The organism is Pseudovibrio sp. M1P-2-3, from assembly GCF_031501865.1.
In the GTDB taxonomy this organism is placed as follows: Bacteria; Pseudomonadota; Alphaproteobacteria; order Rhizobiales; family Stappiaceae; genus Pseudovibrio; species Pseudovibrio corallicola.
This window is the reverse complement of the sequence record NZ_JARRCW010000001.1, coordinates 214,279-228,502: the sequence shown is the minus strand read 5'-3', so window position 1 is coordinate 228,502 and position 14,224 is coordinate 214,279. Positions and strand designations below refer to the sequence as shown.

The 14,224-nt window shown below is 51.4% G+C and carries 15 protein-coding genes and 2 tRNA genes; 4 read left to right on the top strand and 13 right to left on the bottom strand.

What is annotated here, in order from left to right; genetic code table 11:
• Nucleotides 1-10: 10 nt before the first annotated feature.
• From queE to queC, 3 genes are read right to left on the bottom strand one after another with little or no spacing between them, the layout of a single operon-like run.
• Nucleotides 11-763, bottom strand: a complete 753-nt coding sequence (queE, locus tag P6574_RS01065; protein ID WP_310618553.1) for a 7-carboxy-7-deazaguanine synthase QueE — start codon at nt 761-763, stop codon at nt 11-13.
• Nucleotides 742-1,098, bottom strand: a complete 357-nt coding sequence (gene queD, locus P6574_RS01060; RefSeq protein ID WP_310618552.1) for a 6-carboxytetrahydropterin synthase QueD — start codon at nt 1,096-1,098, stop codon at nt 742-744. Before queD ends, queE begins: the two co-directional genes overlap by 22 nt.
• A gap of 5 nt (nt 1,099-1,103) precedes the next feature.
• Nucleotides 1,104-1,802 carry a 7-cyano-7-deazaguanine synthase QueC gene (gene queC, locus P6574_RS01055; RefSeq protein WP_310618551.1) on the bottom strand — a complete coding sequence of 233 codons (699 nt, stop codon included), beginning with the start codon at nt 1,800-1,802 and terminating at the stop codon, nt 1,104-1,106.
• Between the two features lie 296 nt (nt 1,803-2,098).
• Between queC and P6574_RS01050 the strand changes: the two genes are divergently transcribed.
• Nucleotides 2,099-3,169: a serine hydrolase domain-containing protein gene (locus P6574_RS01050; protein WP_310618550.1), complete on the top strand. Its 1,071-nt coding sequence runs from the start codon at nt 2,099-2,101 to the stop codon at nt 3,167-3,169.
• A gap of 113 nt (nt 3,170-3,282) precedes the next feature.
• Here P6574_RS01050 and P6574_RS01045 read toward each other — a convergent pair whose 3' ends face one another.
• From P6574_RS01045 to P6574_RS01015, 7 genes are all read right to left on the bottom strand, one after another.
• Nucleotides 3,283-4,272 (bottom strand): IS481 family transposase, encoded by a 990-nt coding sequence (locus P6574_RS01045; protein ID WP_310618549.1) that lies wholly within the window; start codon nt 4,270-4,272, stop codon nt 3,283-3,285.
• 84 nt (nt 4,273-4,356) lie between these two features.
• Nucleotides 4,357-4,620, bottom strand: coding sequence for a BQ00720 family protein (locus P6574_RS01040; RefSeq protein ID WP_310618548.1), 264 nt, complete (start codon nt 4,618-4,620; stop codon nt 4,357-4,359).
• Between the two features lie 54 nt (nt 4,621-4,674).
• Complete coding sequence (locus P6574_RS01035; RefSeq protein WP_310618547.1) at nt 4,675-5,103, bottom strand: Hsp20 family protein; 429 nt, start codon at nt 5,101-5,103, stop codon at nt 4,675-4,677.
• Nucleotides 5,104-5,297: 194 nt separating this feature from the next.
• Complete coding sequence (locus P6574_RS01030; protein ID WP_310618546.1) at nt 5,298-6,401, bottom strand: sn-glycerol-3-phosphate import ATP-binding protein UgpC; 1,104 nt, start codon at nt 6,399-6,401, stop codon at nt 5,298-5,300.
• A gap of 8 nt (nt 6,402-6,409) precedes the next feature.
• Entirely contained in the window at nt 6,410-7,252 is an 843-nt protein-coding gene (locus tag P6574_RS01025; protein ID WP_310618545.1) for an ABC transporter permease subunit, read from the bottom strand.
• An 11-nt stretch (nt 7,253-7,263) separates the two neighbouring features.
• A complete protein-coding gene (locus P6574_RS01020) occupies nt 7,264-8,145 on the bottom strand; it encodes an ABC transporter permease subunit (protein ID WP_310618544.1) in 882 nt (293 codons plus the stop codon).
• A gap of 100 nt (nt 8,146-8,245) precedes the next feature.
• Nucleotides 8,246-9,526: an extracellular solute-binding protein gene (locus P6574_RS01015; RefSeq protein WP_310622075.1), complete on the bottom strand. Its 1,281-nt coding sequence runs from the start codon at nt 9,524-9,526 to the stop codon at nt 8,246-8,248.
• Between the two features lie 407 nt (nt 9,527-9,933).
• Here P6574_RS01015 and P6574_RS01010 point away from each other — a divergent pair, with 407 nt between their 5' ends.
• The 3 genes from P6574_RS01010 to P6574_RS01000 all read left to right on the top strand — a co-directional run bounded on the left by P6574_RS01010 (nt 9,934) and on the right by P6574_RS01000 (nt 13,399).
• On the top strand, nt 9,934-11,337 hold the full coding sequence (locus P6574_RS01010; protein ID WP_310618543.1) for a cryptochrome/photolyase family protein: 1,404 nt from the start codon (nt 9,934-9,936) through the stop codon (nt 11,335-11,337).
• 70 nt (nt 11,338-11,407) lie between these two features.
• Nucleotides 11,408-11,884, top strand: coding sequence for a YaiI/YqxD family protein (locus P6574_RS01005; RefSeq protein ID WP_310618542.1), 477 nt, complete (start codon nt 11,408-11,410; stop codon nt 11,882-11,884).
• Nucleotides 11,885-12,085: 201 nt separating this feature from the next.
• Nucleotides 12,086-13,399, top strand: coding sequence for a glycosyltransferase (locus tag P6574_RS01000; RefSeq protein ID WP_310618541.1), 1,314 nt, complete (start codon nt 12,086-12,088; stop codon nt 13,397-13,399).
• Here the strand turns inward: P6574_RS01000 and P6574_RS00995 are convergent.
• From P6574_RS00995 to P6574_RS00985, 3 genes are all read right to left on the bottom strand, one after another.
• Nucleotides 13,387-13,462 (bottom strand) — tRNA-Ala (locus P6574_RS00995). The genes P6574_RS01000 and P6574_RS00995 overlap by 13 nt on opposite strands.
• Nucleotides 13,463-13,518: 56 nt before the next feature.
• Nucleotides 13,519-13,594 (bottom strand) — tRNA-Ala (locus tag P6574_RS00990).
• A gap of 128 nt (nt 13,595-13,722) precedes the next feature.
• Entirely contained in the window at nt 13,723-14,082 is a 360-nt protein-coding gene (locus tag P6574_RS00985; protein WP_310618540.1) for a TIGR02300 family protein, read from the bottom strand.
• Between the last annotated feature and the right edge of the window lie 142 nt (nt 14,083-14,224).

Sequence of the window (14,224 nt, the reverse complement as noted above, 5' to 3'; positions counted from 1 at the left end):
CTTTTCTTTTTTAAACGCCGCGCTTGTTGCCCCAAAGCAGAACATGGAGTTGCGGAAGGATGCGTGGTTTAAACCATTGTTCTTCAATAGTTTTATCCACCAGCCAGTGCATCCGGTCCATAATCCCGTCCATATCAACGGTTGCATCTATGTCTTCAGGGGGCGGCGGTGTGTGGTTTCCCGGTTGGAGGTAAAGTGGCAAATGAGGGTATCGCTCACTGACTTTCCGTGCCCAGTCAAAATCGGTGCTATCAAACACAACAATTTTCAAAACACAGTTTGGCGAGGAGCCCGCGAGTTCAAGGCACGCCTCAAACTTGTCCCAGTCCACCACCTCGCCCGAAGACGGAGGCTTGGGGCTTAGAACAAGCGTGTGCAGCTGGCCAAACCAGTCTTTGGAAATAGAGCCTTGTGTTTCCAACGCGAACCGGTAGCCGTTTTCCTTGCCAATGCTAATCAGCTGGGAAAAGTCCTGAATGGCCGGATTGCCGCCAGACAAGGACACGGTGATTGGCTGCCCGCCTGAAAGCTCTTGTATCTGCTCCCAAACATCGTGCGTTTCCAGCTGTGCCCATGTGTGCCGATATGCGCTGTCAACCGCATGCAGTGTGTCACACCAAGAGCAGCGATAATCGCAGCCACCTGTGCGTACAAACACAGTCGGCTCCCCCATAAGCGTCCCTTCGCCCTGAATGGTAGGGCCGAAGATTTCACTTATGGTCAGCGTCGGCTTCTTCCGGCTCATGGCCTGAATTCCGCCCATGTTTTCGGCGTTTCACTCACCCGTACTGCAACGACTTCCCTCCAGCGCTGCGAGCACCACTCAAACAAGTGGCTTGCAAGGAATTCCGAGGTCACCATGTCATGGCCAAACACTTCATTCAGATGCCGGTGGTCCAGCTTGTCATCAAGGTAGCGTTTGAGTGGTTTCAATTCGTTAAAATCCACCACAAAGCCATAGTCATCAAGTGTCTTGCTCCGCAGCTCTATGAGCACAACATAGTTGTGTCCATGCAGACGTGCACAAGGATGCTCCTCGGGCAGCCCACACAACTGGTGGGAGGCCGAAAAGGCGAATTCCTTCGTAATCGTATACATCGGTACTACGCCTTCGCAGATGCGACAACAGACTTCCAGAAGTCCGGATCCTCATAGTCTGTAGGGTCCTCAACGCCCGCCTCGAAAAACGCTTCGCGCCTTTCAACACAGGTGCCGCATCGCCCGCAGTGCTTCTCTCCACCTTTGTAGCAGGACCATGTGTCAGCAAACGGGACACCGAGCCGTGCCCCTTCAGCTGCAATCGCCCCCTTGGAGCCATTCACAAAGGGCGTGTAAAGACTCACATTGGCATAGCCATCAAGCGCCAGCTTTTGCATGTCTTCAAAGCTTTTGATAAAATCCGGCCGGCAATCAGGGTAGATGAAGTGATCTCCCCCATGCACCGCCGCCGCCACCGCGTCCGCCTGTTGAGCTGCGGCAATTCCAAAACCAATGGCAAGCATGATGGCATTGCGGTTTGGCACCACAGTCACCTTCATGTTCTCTTCTGCGTAATGGCCTTCGGGCACATCCACGTCATCGGTCAAAGCCGATCCGCTCAAATGGCTGCCGATTTGTGCCATATCCAGAACGTGGTGGGGAACACTCAGTTGCTTTGCCGCGTGCGCAGCAAAATCAATTTCTTTTTTATGCCGCTGGCCATAGTCAAAAGTGACAAGGCCCACGAGCTCCTGTTCACGCGCAACCTTATAGGCAAGCGTAACACTATCCAATCCGCCAGAGCAGATTACGAGTACTTTCATTTCTTTAGTCCTTGTTTTCATGAGCCGGGTAGGCTGCGACCGGCACCTCCCCAAGGGAGGCAACAACCATCTAGCAAAAAATACTTAGAAACGAAAGCCGCATAACCCCATTAAATTACTGATAAATATGAAATAAAATTCATTATGAATAAGCGAAAGTCTGCTTTGGGCTTAATGAACACCGCACCATCACGTCAGGTTCTCCCTCCGCCACCACGCAGGTATATATTTCTCTGGACTTTTCCGGTGTCCTTCAAGAAAGTGTGCTGCAATATTTTACAATTTTGCGGGTGGTTATGGGATCCTTTTTCAATACTCTTTGCGCCTCTGGTCTTTTGGCAATTACAAGCGGCTTTGCTCATGCCAGTGAGACTGCTTTGGACAAACAGCTCAAAGCCGCACAGGCTACGGGTGAGCTTCAAGGTTTACACAGCACAATTGTAGACCTGAAGGGCCAGCGGTTGGCGCAGGTTTATTTTTCAGGAAAAGATGAGCGGTGGGGTACCGCACTTGGCGAGCGCCAACACGGGCCACAAACCTTGCATGATCTGCGCTCCGTCACCAAGTCCATAACCGGCCTTCTCTATGGCATTGCCCTTACTGAAGGCAAGGTACCCCCACTGAGCAGCCCGCTGCTCGATCACTTTCCAGAGTATGCGGATCTGCGTGATGGGTCTGCTAGAGAACGTATTCTGGTTGAGCACGCCCTTTCCATGACAATGGGCAGTCAGTGGAATGAAAATCTGCCCTACTCGGACCCGCGCAACAGCGAAATCGTCATGGAGAATACGACAGACCGATACCGTTATGTTCTCGAGCAGCCCATGGTATTTGAACCGGGAACCAAGTGGACTTATAGCGGCGGCGCCGTTGCCCTCATTGGCCGGTTAATTACCAAGGGAACCGGAAAGCCTCTTGAGCAATATGCCCGGGAAATGCTGTTTGACCCAATGGGCATTACAGATTTTGAATGGGTTAAAGGGAAAGACGGTGTCGCCTCTGTTGCTTCCGGCCTGCGCCTGAGTACTACGGACCTTGCAAAGATTGGCGAAATGTTGGTGCACGATGGAGTTTATAAAGATACTCACATAGTGCCAAAGAGCTGGCTTCAGCGCTCCTTCCAGTCCCATACGTCCATTGAGAAAGGGCTGCGCTACGGGTATCTCTGGTATATTTTAGGGCCGGAAAACAATCCGATAGTCTTTGCGGCTGGCAATGGTGGGCAGCGCCTTACACTGCGCCAAAGCATCGACTTTGTTACCGTCTCCTTCGCAGGCCGTTACAACGACCCACAAGCCTTACAAACGCCAATCAAAGTCCTCGAAAAATTTGTGGTGCCCGAGGTTCAAAGAGCACTGGAACAGTAAACCGTTGCCTTCTAAAGCGCGTTCCATTTGATTGGGTTTAATCAAACGGCAAGGGTTCGCCTAAAATAAAGAAGTTGGAGCGCGGGCGTGAGTGCAAATAAACGCGATGTACTCTAAATGTTTAGTCCCGCGAGCAGATGGTGTGGTTGTTTTATAAATCTGTCCGGCTCTTGTGTCCATTGTCTGGTAATATAGTCGAAGGGTGTTAGGCCCCGAAGAGCCTTGAGGCGCTTGGCGAAGTTATAGGCCTGAATAAATGTGTCCAGATGGGCTCTTAGTTCGTTGTGTGTGCGGTAATAGTAGCGCCGAACGGTTGCTTCTTTAATGGTTCTGTTCATGCGCTCGACCTGGCCATTTGTCCACGGATGGGCTGGTTTGGTAAGCCGGTGGTCAATGTCATTTTGGGCACAAGCCAGAACAAATGCATGAGCACGAAACAACTGGCCTGTTGTGAGCAAATGTTGAACCTCATTGGCGTTCCAGCTGTACCCTTTGGGGTCAGTGAACTGGGTGCCGTTATCGGTCAGCACGGTATGGATCTTGTAGGGAACCGCTTCAATAAGGGCCCGCAGAAAGGTACTGGCAATCCTTCTGGTGGCTTTTTCAAAGAGTTTGACAAAGGCGAACTTTGAGGTTCGGTCAATGGCAACGAACAAATAGAGCTTGCCTTCTTGCGTACGAACCTCAGCAATATCAAGATGAAAGTAACCAATTGGATAGGCTTTGAAGCGTTTCTTGTTCGCTTTCATATCCGGTGGTGGCAGGCGCGAAATCCCATGGCGCTGGAATAAGCGATGCAGGGACGAGCGGGTCAGACGCGGGATCGTTTCCTGCAGGGCGTAAAGGCAGTCATCGAGTGGCAATAAAGAGTGCTTGCGAAAAGCGACACACGCCGCTTCTTCTGCCACGCTCAGGACTGTGGAGCGGGGATTCTTCCGCCCCATAGGTTGATCTTCCACGCTATTGCGATATTTCCACTTCATCACCGTTTTGGGATTGATGTTATAGCGCCGGCTCAACTCTTTGATGGTTGCATCCGATTTTTGTATGGCTGATCGAACCGCGTGAGTAGTCGTGGCGCTGCCGTGTAATACCTGTCCCATAAGTCCTCCCGAAATGATGAAGTCAATGTTAAACCGATTCCATCTGCTCGCGGGACTAAACATCTAAAACGTCCCCGTATAGGCTTAATGAACGCTCAATGCCTCAAGGTCACTTTCAATAGCGCTGGCAACGGCGGCATTGCGGGTGTCGGTAAGCACAATGGGGTGGCCGTCGGCAGAAAGCAGAGCCCACACAGGCAATTGCGCCCCTTGCAAGTCAGCATCTGGAAACAATAGCTGCAAGTCTGCGGGAGTTATCCGACGGACATACGCCATTTCACCCGTGCCGTATTCTTCGAAAGATTTGGTCGGGGTGACGTGTTCGTGCACGTAAAGGTCATCTGTCATCACCTTCTCCTTTTATTTTGGTTATGCGGTGAAAGACACGGGGAAATACCCCTATCAATCCTTGGATGTAATTTCAATGCGCCGGACAATCCGCTCCGGCTCCGGTCTTGCCAGATCGATGGAAAGCAGACCGTCTTTCAAATCAGCGCCCAGAATTTCAATGCCCTCGGCCAGCACAAATGCCCGTTGGAACTGGCGCGCAGCAATACCTCTGTGTAGATATTGGCGGGACTTATCTTCCACTTGCCGTCCACGGATTACAAGCTGGCTTTCCTCAACAGAAACGTCCAGCTGGTCTCGCGTAAAACCGGCTACAGCAAGCGTAATCCGGATAGTATCGCCCATATCTTCAGGGCTGGTGATACGTTCAATATTATAGGGCGGATAACCGTCATTCGCAGCTTTGCTCACCCGAGCCAGTACTCGTTCAATATCATCAAATCCCAGCATAAAAGGGCTGGAAAAAGCCGAAACACGCGTCATAGACAAAGTCCTTCCTTAAGCGACCTTGAGCTGGACCCATAAACAGGCATCCAGACAGGCAAGCAGCTCCTGCCTGCACCTGCCCTCAGAATATGGCGGTTCCCTGTAGATCTTTCAAGATTAATAGTTCGTTTGCCTTAAGCGTTAACCTTAGTGCCTTGTGCACAACCTTGCGGGAGGCGTGGCAAATACCTTTAAACGATTACTGCTTCCTTTAAATCTGCCATGCGTTTACCGGTACTGAAGTTAAACAGGTGAACGGCTTCCGTACTTGCGTAAAGTTGCAAGTTCTCACCTGCTCGAACCTGCGTTTTTCCTGAGATGCGCACAACCACATCCTCAGCACCTTTTCCCAGCGTACCATGGATATAACTCTCAGCCCCCACGGGCTCCACACCGCTCACATTCATTTCAAACTCGAGGCCACGTTCAGAAGAACCTGACTTTTCCACGATGCGAAGATCCTCAGGGCGAATGCCCAGCGTTACCTGTGTTTCTGCGGGGATGGAAGGCAAACCTATCGGTTCACCGCAATTGGTCCGCCACATGCCATCCTGCAGCTCCAGTTGAATAAGGTTCATAGCTGGCGAGCCAATAAATCCAGCTGTAAAGACACTCGCGGGCTTTTCATAGATCTCCATGGGCGTACCTATCTGTTCCACTTCGCCTTTATTCAGCACCACCAACCTGTCAGCCAATGTCATCGCCTCCAGCTGGTCATGGGTCACATAAATGCTTGTGGTACCTAAAGACCTTTGCAGCTTCTTGATTTCCATGCGCATTTGAACGCGCAGCTTGGCATCCAGATTGGAAAGCGGCTCATCGAATAAAAAAGCCGCAGGCTCGCGCACAATTGCCCGCCCCATGGCAACCCGCTGGCGCTGACCACCCGAAAGGGCTTGGGGTTTGCGGTTCAGGTATGGTCCCAGTTCCAGAATTTCAGCGGTCTTTTGCACCCGCTCGGCAATTTCCTTTTTAGGAACACCGCGATTTTTAAGGCCATACGCAAGGTTGTTGAACACACTCATATGCGGGTAAAGCGCATAGTTCTGGAACACCATGGCGATATCCCTGTCCGCCGGTTCTACCTTATTCATCACCCGCTCGCCAATTTTAAGCGTGCCTTCGTTGATTTCCTCAAGTCCTGCAATCATACGCAAAAGAGAGGATTTTCCGCAACCGGAAGGGCCAACGAGAACAATAAATTCCCCGTCAGCAATATTCAGTGAAATGCCTTTAACAGCCTCCACACCGCCAGCGTAGGTTTTGCGTAGGCCGTCAAGCGTAATCGCTGCCATGTTTCAACTCACTTCTCACTATCCACCAGCCCTTTGACAAACCAGGACTGGAAGAAAATCACAATCAGGATAGGAGGCAGCATAGCTAGAACAGCCAGCGCCAACGCCTCGTTTGTTTCAGGAATCTGCGCACCCACCCACACTTGCAAAATTTGTTTCATACCACGCACAAGGGTGAAAAAGGTCTCTTCTGTGGTGATTAAGGTGGGCCACAGGTACTGGTTCCAACCGTATACAAACATGATGATGAAGATGGCCGCCATCATGGTTTTGGAAAGCGGCACCAGAATATCAATAAAGAACTTCCAAGGCCCTGCCCCGTCTATGCGGGCCGCTTCCACCAGTTCATCTGGAACAGACTTGAAGAACTGCCGGAAATAGAAAGTCCCAGTAGCAGAGGCAATAAGCGGCACAATTAGTCCCGTATAAGAGTTCATCAGCCCCAAACTCTGCACAATCTGGTAGGATGGCAGGATGCGCACTTCCAGCGGCAGCAACAAGGTCGTGAAGATAACCCAGAAGAAGAACGTGCCCAGCGGAAGACGGAAATACACAATGGCATAGGCCGCCAGCATGGAAATGACAATTTTGCCAATGGCGAATCCCAATCCAAGGATCAGGGAGTTCTTGAGCATAGTCAGCCCCGTCACCTCTCCCGAGAAACTGGTAGATTCCAGCAGGGCCGCCCGATAGGTCTCCACCGCATTCCCGCCCCATGTCATTTGCAGGCCGTTTTTATAAACACTCAAAGCATCATGGGTGGAGGTCATCACCGCAAAGGCAACCGGTGCCAGCATGAAAGTTACACCGCATAAAAGCACCAGATGATCCCAAATGGTTACACGCTTCATCTCCGCCTCCTTTATGTGTAGTGAACGCGCCGCTCGATAAAGCGGAACTGCAAAACGGTTAGAACAAACACAAGCACCATCAGGATAACCGACTGGGCCGAAGAGCCGCCAAGGTCCCCACCTCTGAACCCGTCCACATAAACCTTGTAGACCAGCGTAATGGGATTATTGGCGGGTTCCCCCTTCACCACCAGATCCACCACCCCAAAGGTGTCAAACAGGGCGAAGGTGATGTTGATGATCAGCAAAAAGAAGCTGGTGGGCGCGAGCAGCGGAAAGGTAATAGACCAGAACCGGCGCAGGCCTGAGCGGCAATCGATACTTGCCGCCTCCTGCACTGCCTTGGGCACCGCCTGCAAGCCGGAGAGGAAGAAAATAAAGTTGATAGGGATTTGCTTCCAGATGCTGGTCACCACCATCACAAAGCCAGTATCGAAATAAGACACACCCACCCGCAAGTCCCACCCTAGCGAGCGGGCAAGGTCTGTTATGGGGCCTATGTGCTGGTCAAACAGCATCACCCCCAGCAGTCCGGCAACGGGCGGAGCAATGGCATACACCCACATGAGCAACGTGCGATAGCTGGAAGCCCCTTTCAGCACCTTGTCCGCCTTCACTGCCAATACAAGAGCGATGCCCAGCGAGAAGGTAGAGACAAGCGCGGTAAACACAACCGTAAACCCAGCAACGCGGAAATACTGGGCGCTGTCCAGAATATCCTTGTAGTTATCCAAGCCCACAAAGGTGGAGCCGAACCCGAAGGGGTCTTCCAGATAGAAAGAAGTTTTGACAGCCTCGAAGGCGGGCCACAAAAAGAAAATAGCCACAATACTCAGTTGCGGGAGCAGCAGAGCATAAGGAAAAATGGAATTGGAAAACACTACCCGTTTCAATAGAGGCCCTACCCGATCAGGACTGCGTTTGTGCAATCAAATAAAACGATCGTCGGCAGCACCCACACCACCGACGACACTTTTTTCCAGCTAAACCACCTTAGCCAGAAGTTTTGGCAAAACGCGCCAGCAGCTTGTTGGCTTCTTTTTCAATGGCGACAAAAGCTTCCTCAACGCTCGCTTCCCCGTTGAGGATACGGCCATATTCGCGGTTCATCACATCACGGATCTGGACGTTGAACCCCATACGGTAGCCTTTGGTCCACTCGCCCTGTGTATGGCCCAATTGTTTAATACCCACCTCGGCAGCAGGCAGGCGGTCATAGTGCCCATCTGCCTTTGCAAGCTCATAGGCGGCTGTGGTGATTGGCACATAACCGGTTTTCTTGTGCCACTCGTACTGAACCTCAGCGGAGGACAGGTAGGAAAAGAAGCTGGCTGTGCAATCATTCTCGGCCTTGGGCTTGCCAGACATGGCAAACAGCGCCCCGCCGCCGATGGAGGTACCCATACCTTGATCCACGACAGACTCCCAGTAGGGAAGGAACGTTGCTGCGACTGAGAACTCCGAGGCTTTAAGTACACCGCTGAACGAGCCGGAGGAGCCAAACCACATGGCCACTTTTCCCTCTTGGAAAGCGTTCTGGTTATCATTCCAGCCAGTGCCGTAAAACGCGAAGTAGCCGTCATCCAACCACTCTTTCACTTTCGTAAAGTGGTGTTTCAAGGCGTCATTGTTTACCAGAATTTTGGTGCCCTTGGCACCGTCAAACCCATTGTTATTGGTGGCATATTGCAGGTTATGGCGCGCCATGAAATTTTCGGTGAAAATCCATGTGAGGTGAGACTGTGCCAATGGAATAATTCCGGTCTCTTTCAATTTCGGCGCAATTTCCTCAAACTCCTCCCAAGTCTTTGGGGGCTCCACGCCGGCTTTTTTCAGCGCATCGGCATTGTAGTAAAGCACCGGCGTCGACGAGTTGAACGGCATCCCGATCATCTTGCCGTCAGAATCGGCATAAAATGAGCGTACACCGGAAATGTAATCCTCACTGTCAAACTCAACACCAGCGCCTTTAATCAAGTCTTCAGCCGGTATAACAGCCCCGCGTGCACCAACTATGGTTGCCGCACCGGCGTCAAACACCTGCAGCACATTCGGCTGCTGCTTTGCGCGGAAAGCGGCAATGCCGGATGTCATGGTTTCCTCATAGGTTCCCTTGAAAAACGGCGTAATATTGCACGCCTCTTGAGAGGCATTAAATCCTGCGGCAATTTCATTGGTTGTCTTGCCAAGTTCCCCACCCATGGCGTGCCACCACGAAATCTCTGTGGCCCCATATGAAAGACTTGGTAGTGTCGTCGCAGCAGTCAATGCCATTAGCCGCAGCGCAGCCTTTGCGTACCCCATTCCATACCCTCCTGCGGGGGAAATATCATTCAATGAAAAAGCCGCGCTCTAAAAGCCTCCCCCGGGCCGGTTCGCTCGACTTTCATGCAGTGCTATTACTTTTTATTTTTTAAAGTCCAATGACAGAAATAATAAACATATATAACAGGGCACGTCAGTATTTTTTACGATATCTCCTAAAGCCCGCCGGTTTTGTACTAAAAATATCTGCCAAGGCTTTCTAATAGGGCGTTCTCTTTGCTAGGATATATTGGAATTCTAGATTTTACTCCTACACCAGCCGCGAGCCCCATAAACACCGCAGACTGGTAACTTTTTGTAGGAAGTACCCGCGTTAGGCTTCAGACCGAACCAACCATCTTCAAGGTTTTAAGAGCGTGTCCAACCCCTTCGTCATTCACTGGTTCAGACAGGACCTTCGCCTTCACGACAACCCGGCGCTCATCCATGCCACCGCTCAAGGGCCGGTATTACCCATCTATATTCTGGATGATTACAATGCAGGCCCACACAAAATGGGCTCGGCCTCACGCCAATGGCTCCACCATTCCTTGCGGGCCTTAAATAAAAGCCTTGGCGGCAAGCTGCATATTTTCAAGGGCGATCCATTCCTTATTTTCGAGCAGCTTCTGGAGACCAATACCATTAAAGGCATTTTCTGGAATCGTTGCTATGAACCTTGGCGTATGACGCGTGATGCCTCACTCAAAGATCAGCTTCCCATTGAAACTATAAGCTTCAACGGGTCCTTGCTTTGGGAGCCGTGGCAGGTACTGAAAGGCGACGGAACTCCCTATAAGGTGTTTACACCCTTTTATAGGAACGGCTGCCTTAGCAGCGAGCCACCGCACACGCCCCTTCCTTCTCCACAAACTCTCGAATTTGCCTCACTGGAACAATCACCTCAGCCCGTAGAAAGCTTGGGACTCCTCTCCCCCAAACCATGGTCCTCCGCCATAATGAAACACTGGCATGTGGGGGAACAGGCATCGAAGGACAAGCTCGACCAATTTCTGGAAGCCGAGCTGTCCCAGTATAAAACAAGCCGGGACTATCCGGCAAAGCTGGGAACTTCTCTCCTGTCCCCTCACCTGCATTTTGGTGAGATCTCTCCCAATCAAGTCTGGTGGGCAGTGAGGCAACATGGCTCCAGTGAGGATCATGAGCATTTTCTCAGTGAACTGGGCTGGCGGGAGTTCTCGAATTCGCAGCTGTTCCATACCCCCACCCTGCCCAGTAAAAACTACCAGAAGAAGTTTGATGCGTTCCAGTGGTCCGAAGATGCCAAGACCCTGCACTGCTGGCAAAAAGGGCAAACCGGTATTCCTTTGGTCGACGCTGGTATGCGCCAGCTTTGGCAAACGGGCTTCATGCATAACCGCCTGCGCATGGTGACCGGCTCACTTCTCGTCAAAAACCTGCTGCAACCTTGGCAAACAGGGGAACGGTGGTTCTGGGATACATTGGTCGATGCGGACCTTGCCAACAACAGCGCAGGCTGGCAGTGGATTGCCGGTTGCGGTGCAGATGCTGCCCCCTATTTTCGAATCTTCAATCCCCTCACACAAGGCACCAAGTTCGACCCCGAGGGAACTTTTACCCGCACCTATGTGCCGGAACTTGCCAATTTGCCAAACAAATACCTATTTAACCCGTGGACAGCACCTGAGGCCGTTCTGTCTGAATCGGGTGTGCACTTGGGCAAAACCTACCCAAAGCCCATTGTAGATTTGCAAATATCCCGCCAAAAGGCGCTGGAAGCATTTCAAGCTCTTGCATAAACGCGAGTTTGTTGGAAAGCTCCTCCCCATTTCTTGCAATAGCTTTCCCGCGCATTTAAGCAGTGAGCCTATGACGAAAACCATTGAAATCTATGTGGACGCGGATGCCTGTCCCGTAAAAGATGAAATTTACAAAGTAGCAGAGCGCTATCGTCTCAAAGTCTACGTGGTCTCCAACAGCTTCATCCGCACTCCGCGTGATAGCGATGTCACACCCATCATCGTCGCAGAAGGGCCTGATGAGGCCGACAACTGGATCGCCGAGCGCGCCATCAAAGGCGACGTGGTGGTGACACAGGACATCCCGCTGGCAGATCGCTGCGTAAAAGCCGAAGCCTCCACACTCTCTCCAAAAGGCAAAGAGTTTGATGCAAACTCCATAGGCATGGCCCTGGCCACCCGTAACCTCATGGAAGACCTGCGCTCATTTGGTGAACAAACCGGTGGTCCAAGGCCATTCGCCCAACGCGACAGATCAAACTTCTTGCAAAGCCTGGACCGCGTTATTTCCCGCCTGAAACGCGAAGGCTTTCAAGACGGGCGCTAAGTTTTCAAAGTTCAGCCAGCAGTTCCAGCACAGGTTACCGACCGCAGTTGCCATAGGAGAGCGTTGTAAACGCTCCCCTCCCCAACACCGTTTCGCGGCACATCCTCCAACGCATTAACGCGCTTTGGGCCAGCAACATAATTATACAAACCACACCAATTAGATGCTGGAATAATGCACGTGCAAAAGTCATTATGGCCTATGAAGATTCTTATCCTGACCTATGGGTCCCGCGGGGACGTACAACCCTATATTGCTCTGGGTAAAGGTTTAAAAGCTGCCGGCCATCATGTTGTACTCGTCACCAGCGAGCGTTTTCGTGAGTTTGTCCAAGAAAACGGACTGACTTACGGATACATGAACGACGATCTACTGGCGATTCTCGATAGTGATCAGGGCAAAGACTTACTGGAAAACACAACTCACATTTTCCAAGTCCTGAAACAGGGGTTGAAGCTGGCGAAAAATGTTGGCCGGATGCAAAGGGATCTGCTTTGCGAAAGCTGGGAAATAGCACAGCATGTGAAACCCGATCTTGTACTCTTCCACCCCAAAGCTCTCGCAGGCCCGCATATTGCCGAACGGCTTGGCATACCTGCGGTTCTGGCCAACCCTGTTCCCATGTTTGTGCCGACCTCAGAGCGCCCTGTTATCGGGATTCCGGATTTAAAGCTCGGCGGTTGGTACAACCGTTTCAGCTACCGTGTTATACGCGCTCTGTTTGGACAGTTTTCGGGAAAATATGTCAAAGAATTCCGCAGTGATATTGGTCTGGCACCTCGATTTTCTTTATTCAAAACCGGACACGGAGATGATATTCCGGTTCTTGACGCGTATAGCGAAGCGATTCTTCCCCGCCCTTCCGATTGGCCGGATAGAGTTTGCATCACAGGCTACTGGTTTCTTGAGAGGCAACACGACTGGGTCCCTTCGCCCAAACTTGAAGCCTTCTTGAAGGCGGGCCCGCCACCTGTATACATCGGGTTTGGCTCCATGGCAGGGCGCAATCCGGAGCGGTTGGCCAGAACCACCGTAAAAGCACTGGAAAGCGCAGGTCTGCGGGGTATTCTTGCTAGGGGCTGGGGTGGCCTAAAGCCAAGTAAACTCCCCGATACTATCCTTCAGATTGATCAGGCACCACATGACTGGCTGTTTCCCCAAATGGCCGCGATCGTCCATCATGGCGGAGCTGGCACAACCGCTGCAGCTCTGCGCGCTGGAAAGCCGTCAATTGTCGTTCCGTTTTTTGGAGATCAGTTCTTTTGGGCTAAAAACGCTTACAAAATGGGTGTCTCACCCAAGCCAATCCCACAAAAGAAACTCGCAGTCGAGTCATTTTCCGCAGCACTTCATGCGGTGACTTCTCAAACTGATATGATAGATACCGCTGCAAAAACCGGAGCAAAAATCAGGCGTGAAGATGGCGTCGCCAACGCAGTTTCTTTTATTGAAGAGCGTCTATTGGCAAATGAACCTATGGTAAGCTTGAAGAAAGAAAAGATTGGTGGAGCCTAGGAGGATCGAACTCCTGACCTCTTCGCTGCCAGCGAAGCGCTCTCCCAGCTGAGCTAAGGCCCCATCTAAATAAGTTTGCTTGGGATGCAAACCTTGTTTTACCAAGTGTTGAAGAAAAATGGTGGAGCCTAGGAGGATCGAACTCCTGACCTCTTCGCTGCCAGCGAAGCGCTCTCCCAGCTGAGCTAAGGCCCCGTTTTTCTTCAAAGTCCTTTCTTATCGGAAAGGTCTTGATGGAGGCGGAACATAGTCGGGCCGCCTCCGATATTCAAGCCCAATTTACAGGTATTAGGCGCTATTTGCCAAGACCTGTGGAAACTGGATTAAACTTCGTCGTCGTCGCGGGCAACAACAATGCCGGGAACAGCGGCATCATCTTCATCATCTTCTTCAAGGAAGACGTCGTCGTTTGCTTCATCATCCACTTCGATATCTGCGATATCGTCATCGCCCACAGCTTCTGCATCAGCGTCTTCCAAGGAAACCAATTCAGCGCCCTCAACTTCGAGCACGTCTTCTTCGTCTTCCTGAACTTCCTTAGCTGCCTTGGCTGTTTTCACAGTAGTGCCAAGGTCAAGCACATCGCCACATTTGGGGCAGGTAATTGGGTCGCGGTGCAAATCATAGTATTTCGCACCACATGCAGCACAAAGGCGCTTGGTTCCGAGTTCCGGTCTTGCCACGGTTTTCACCTTCTAAAAATCAATTTTGTCGGCTCCCATAGCGCTACGGTGCCGGTCTTGTCAAAGAATAAATCACACTGAATGTCAAAACAGCCTATAGGTTCCTGAATTATTCTCAAGAGATCTCTGCGGGCTTATAGTG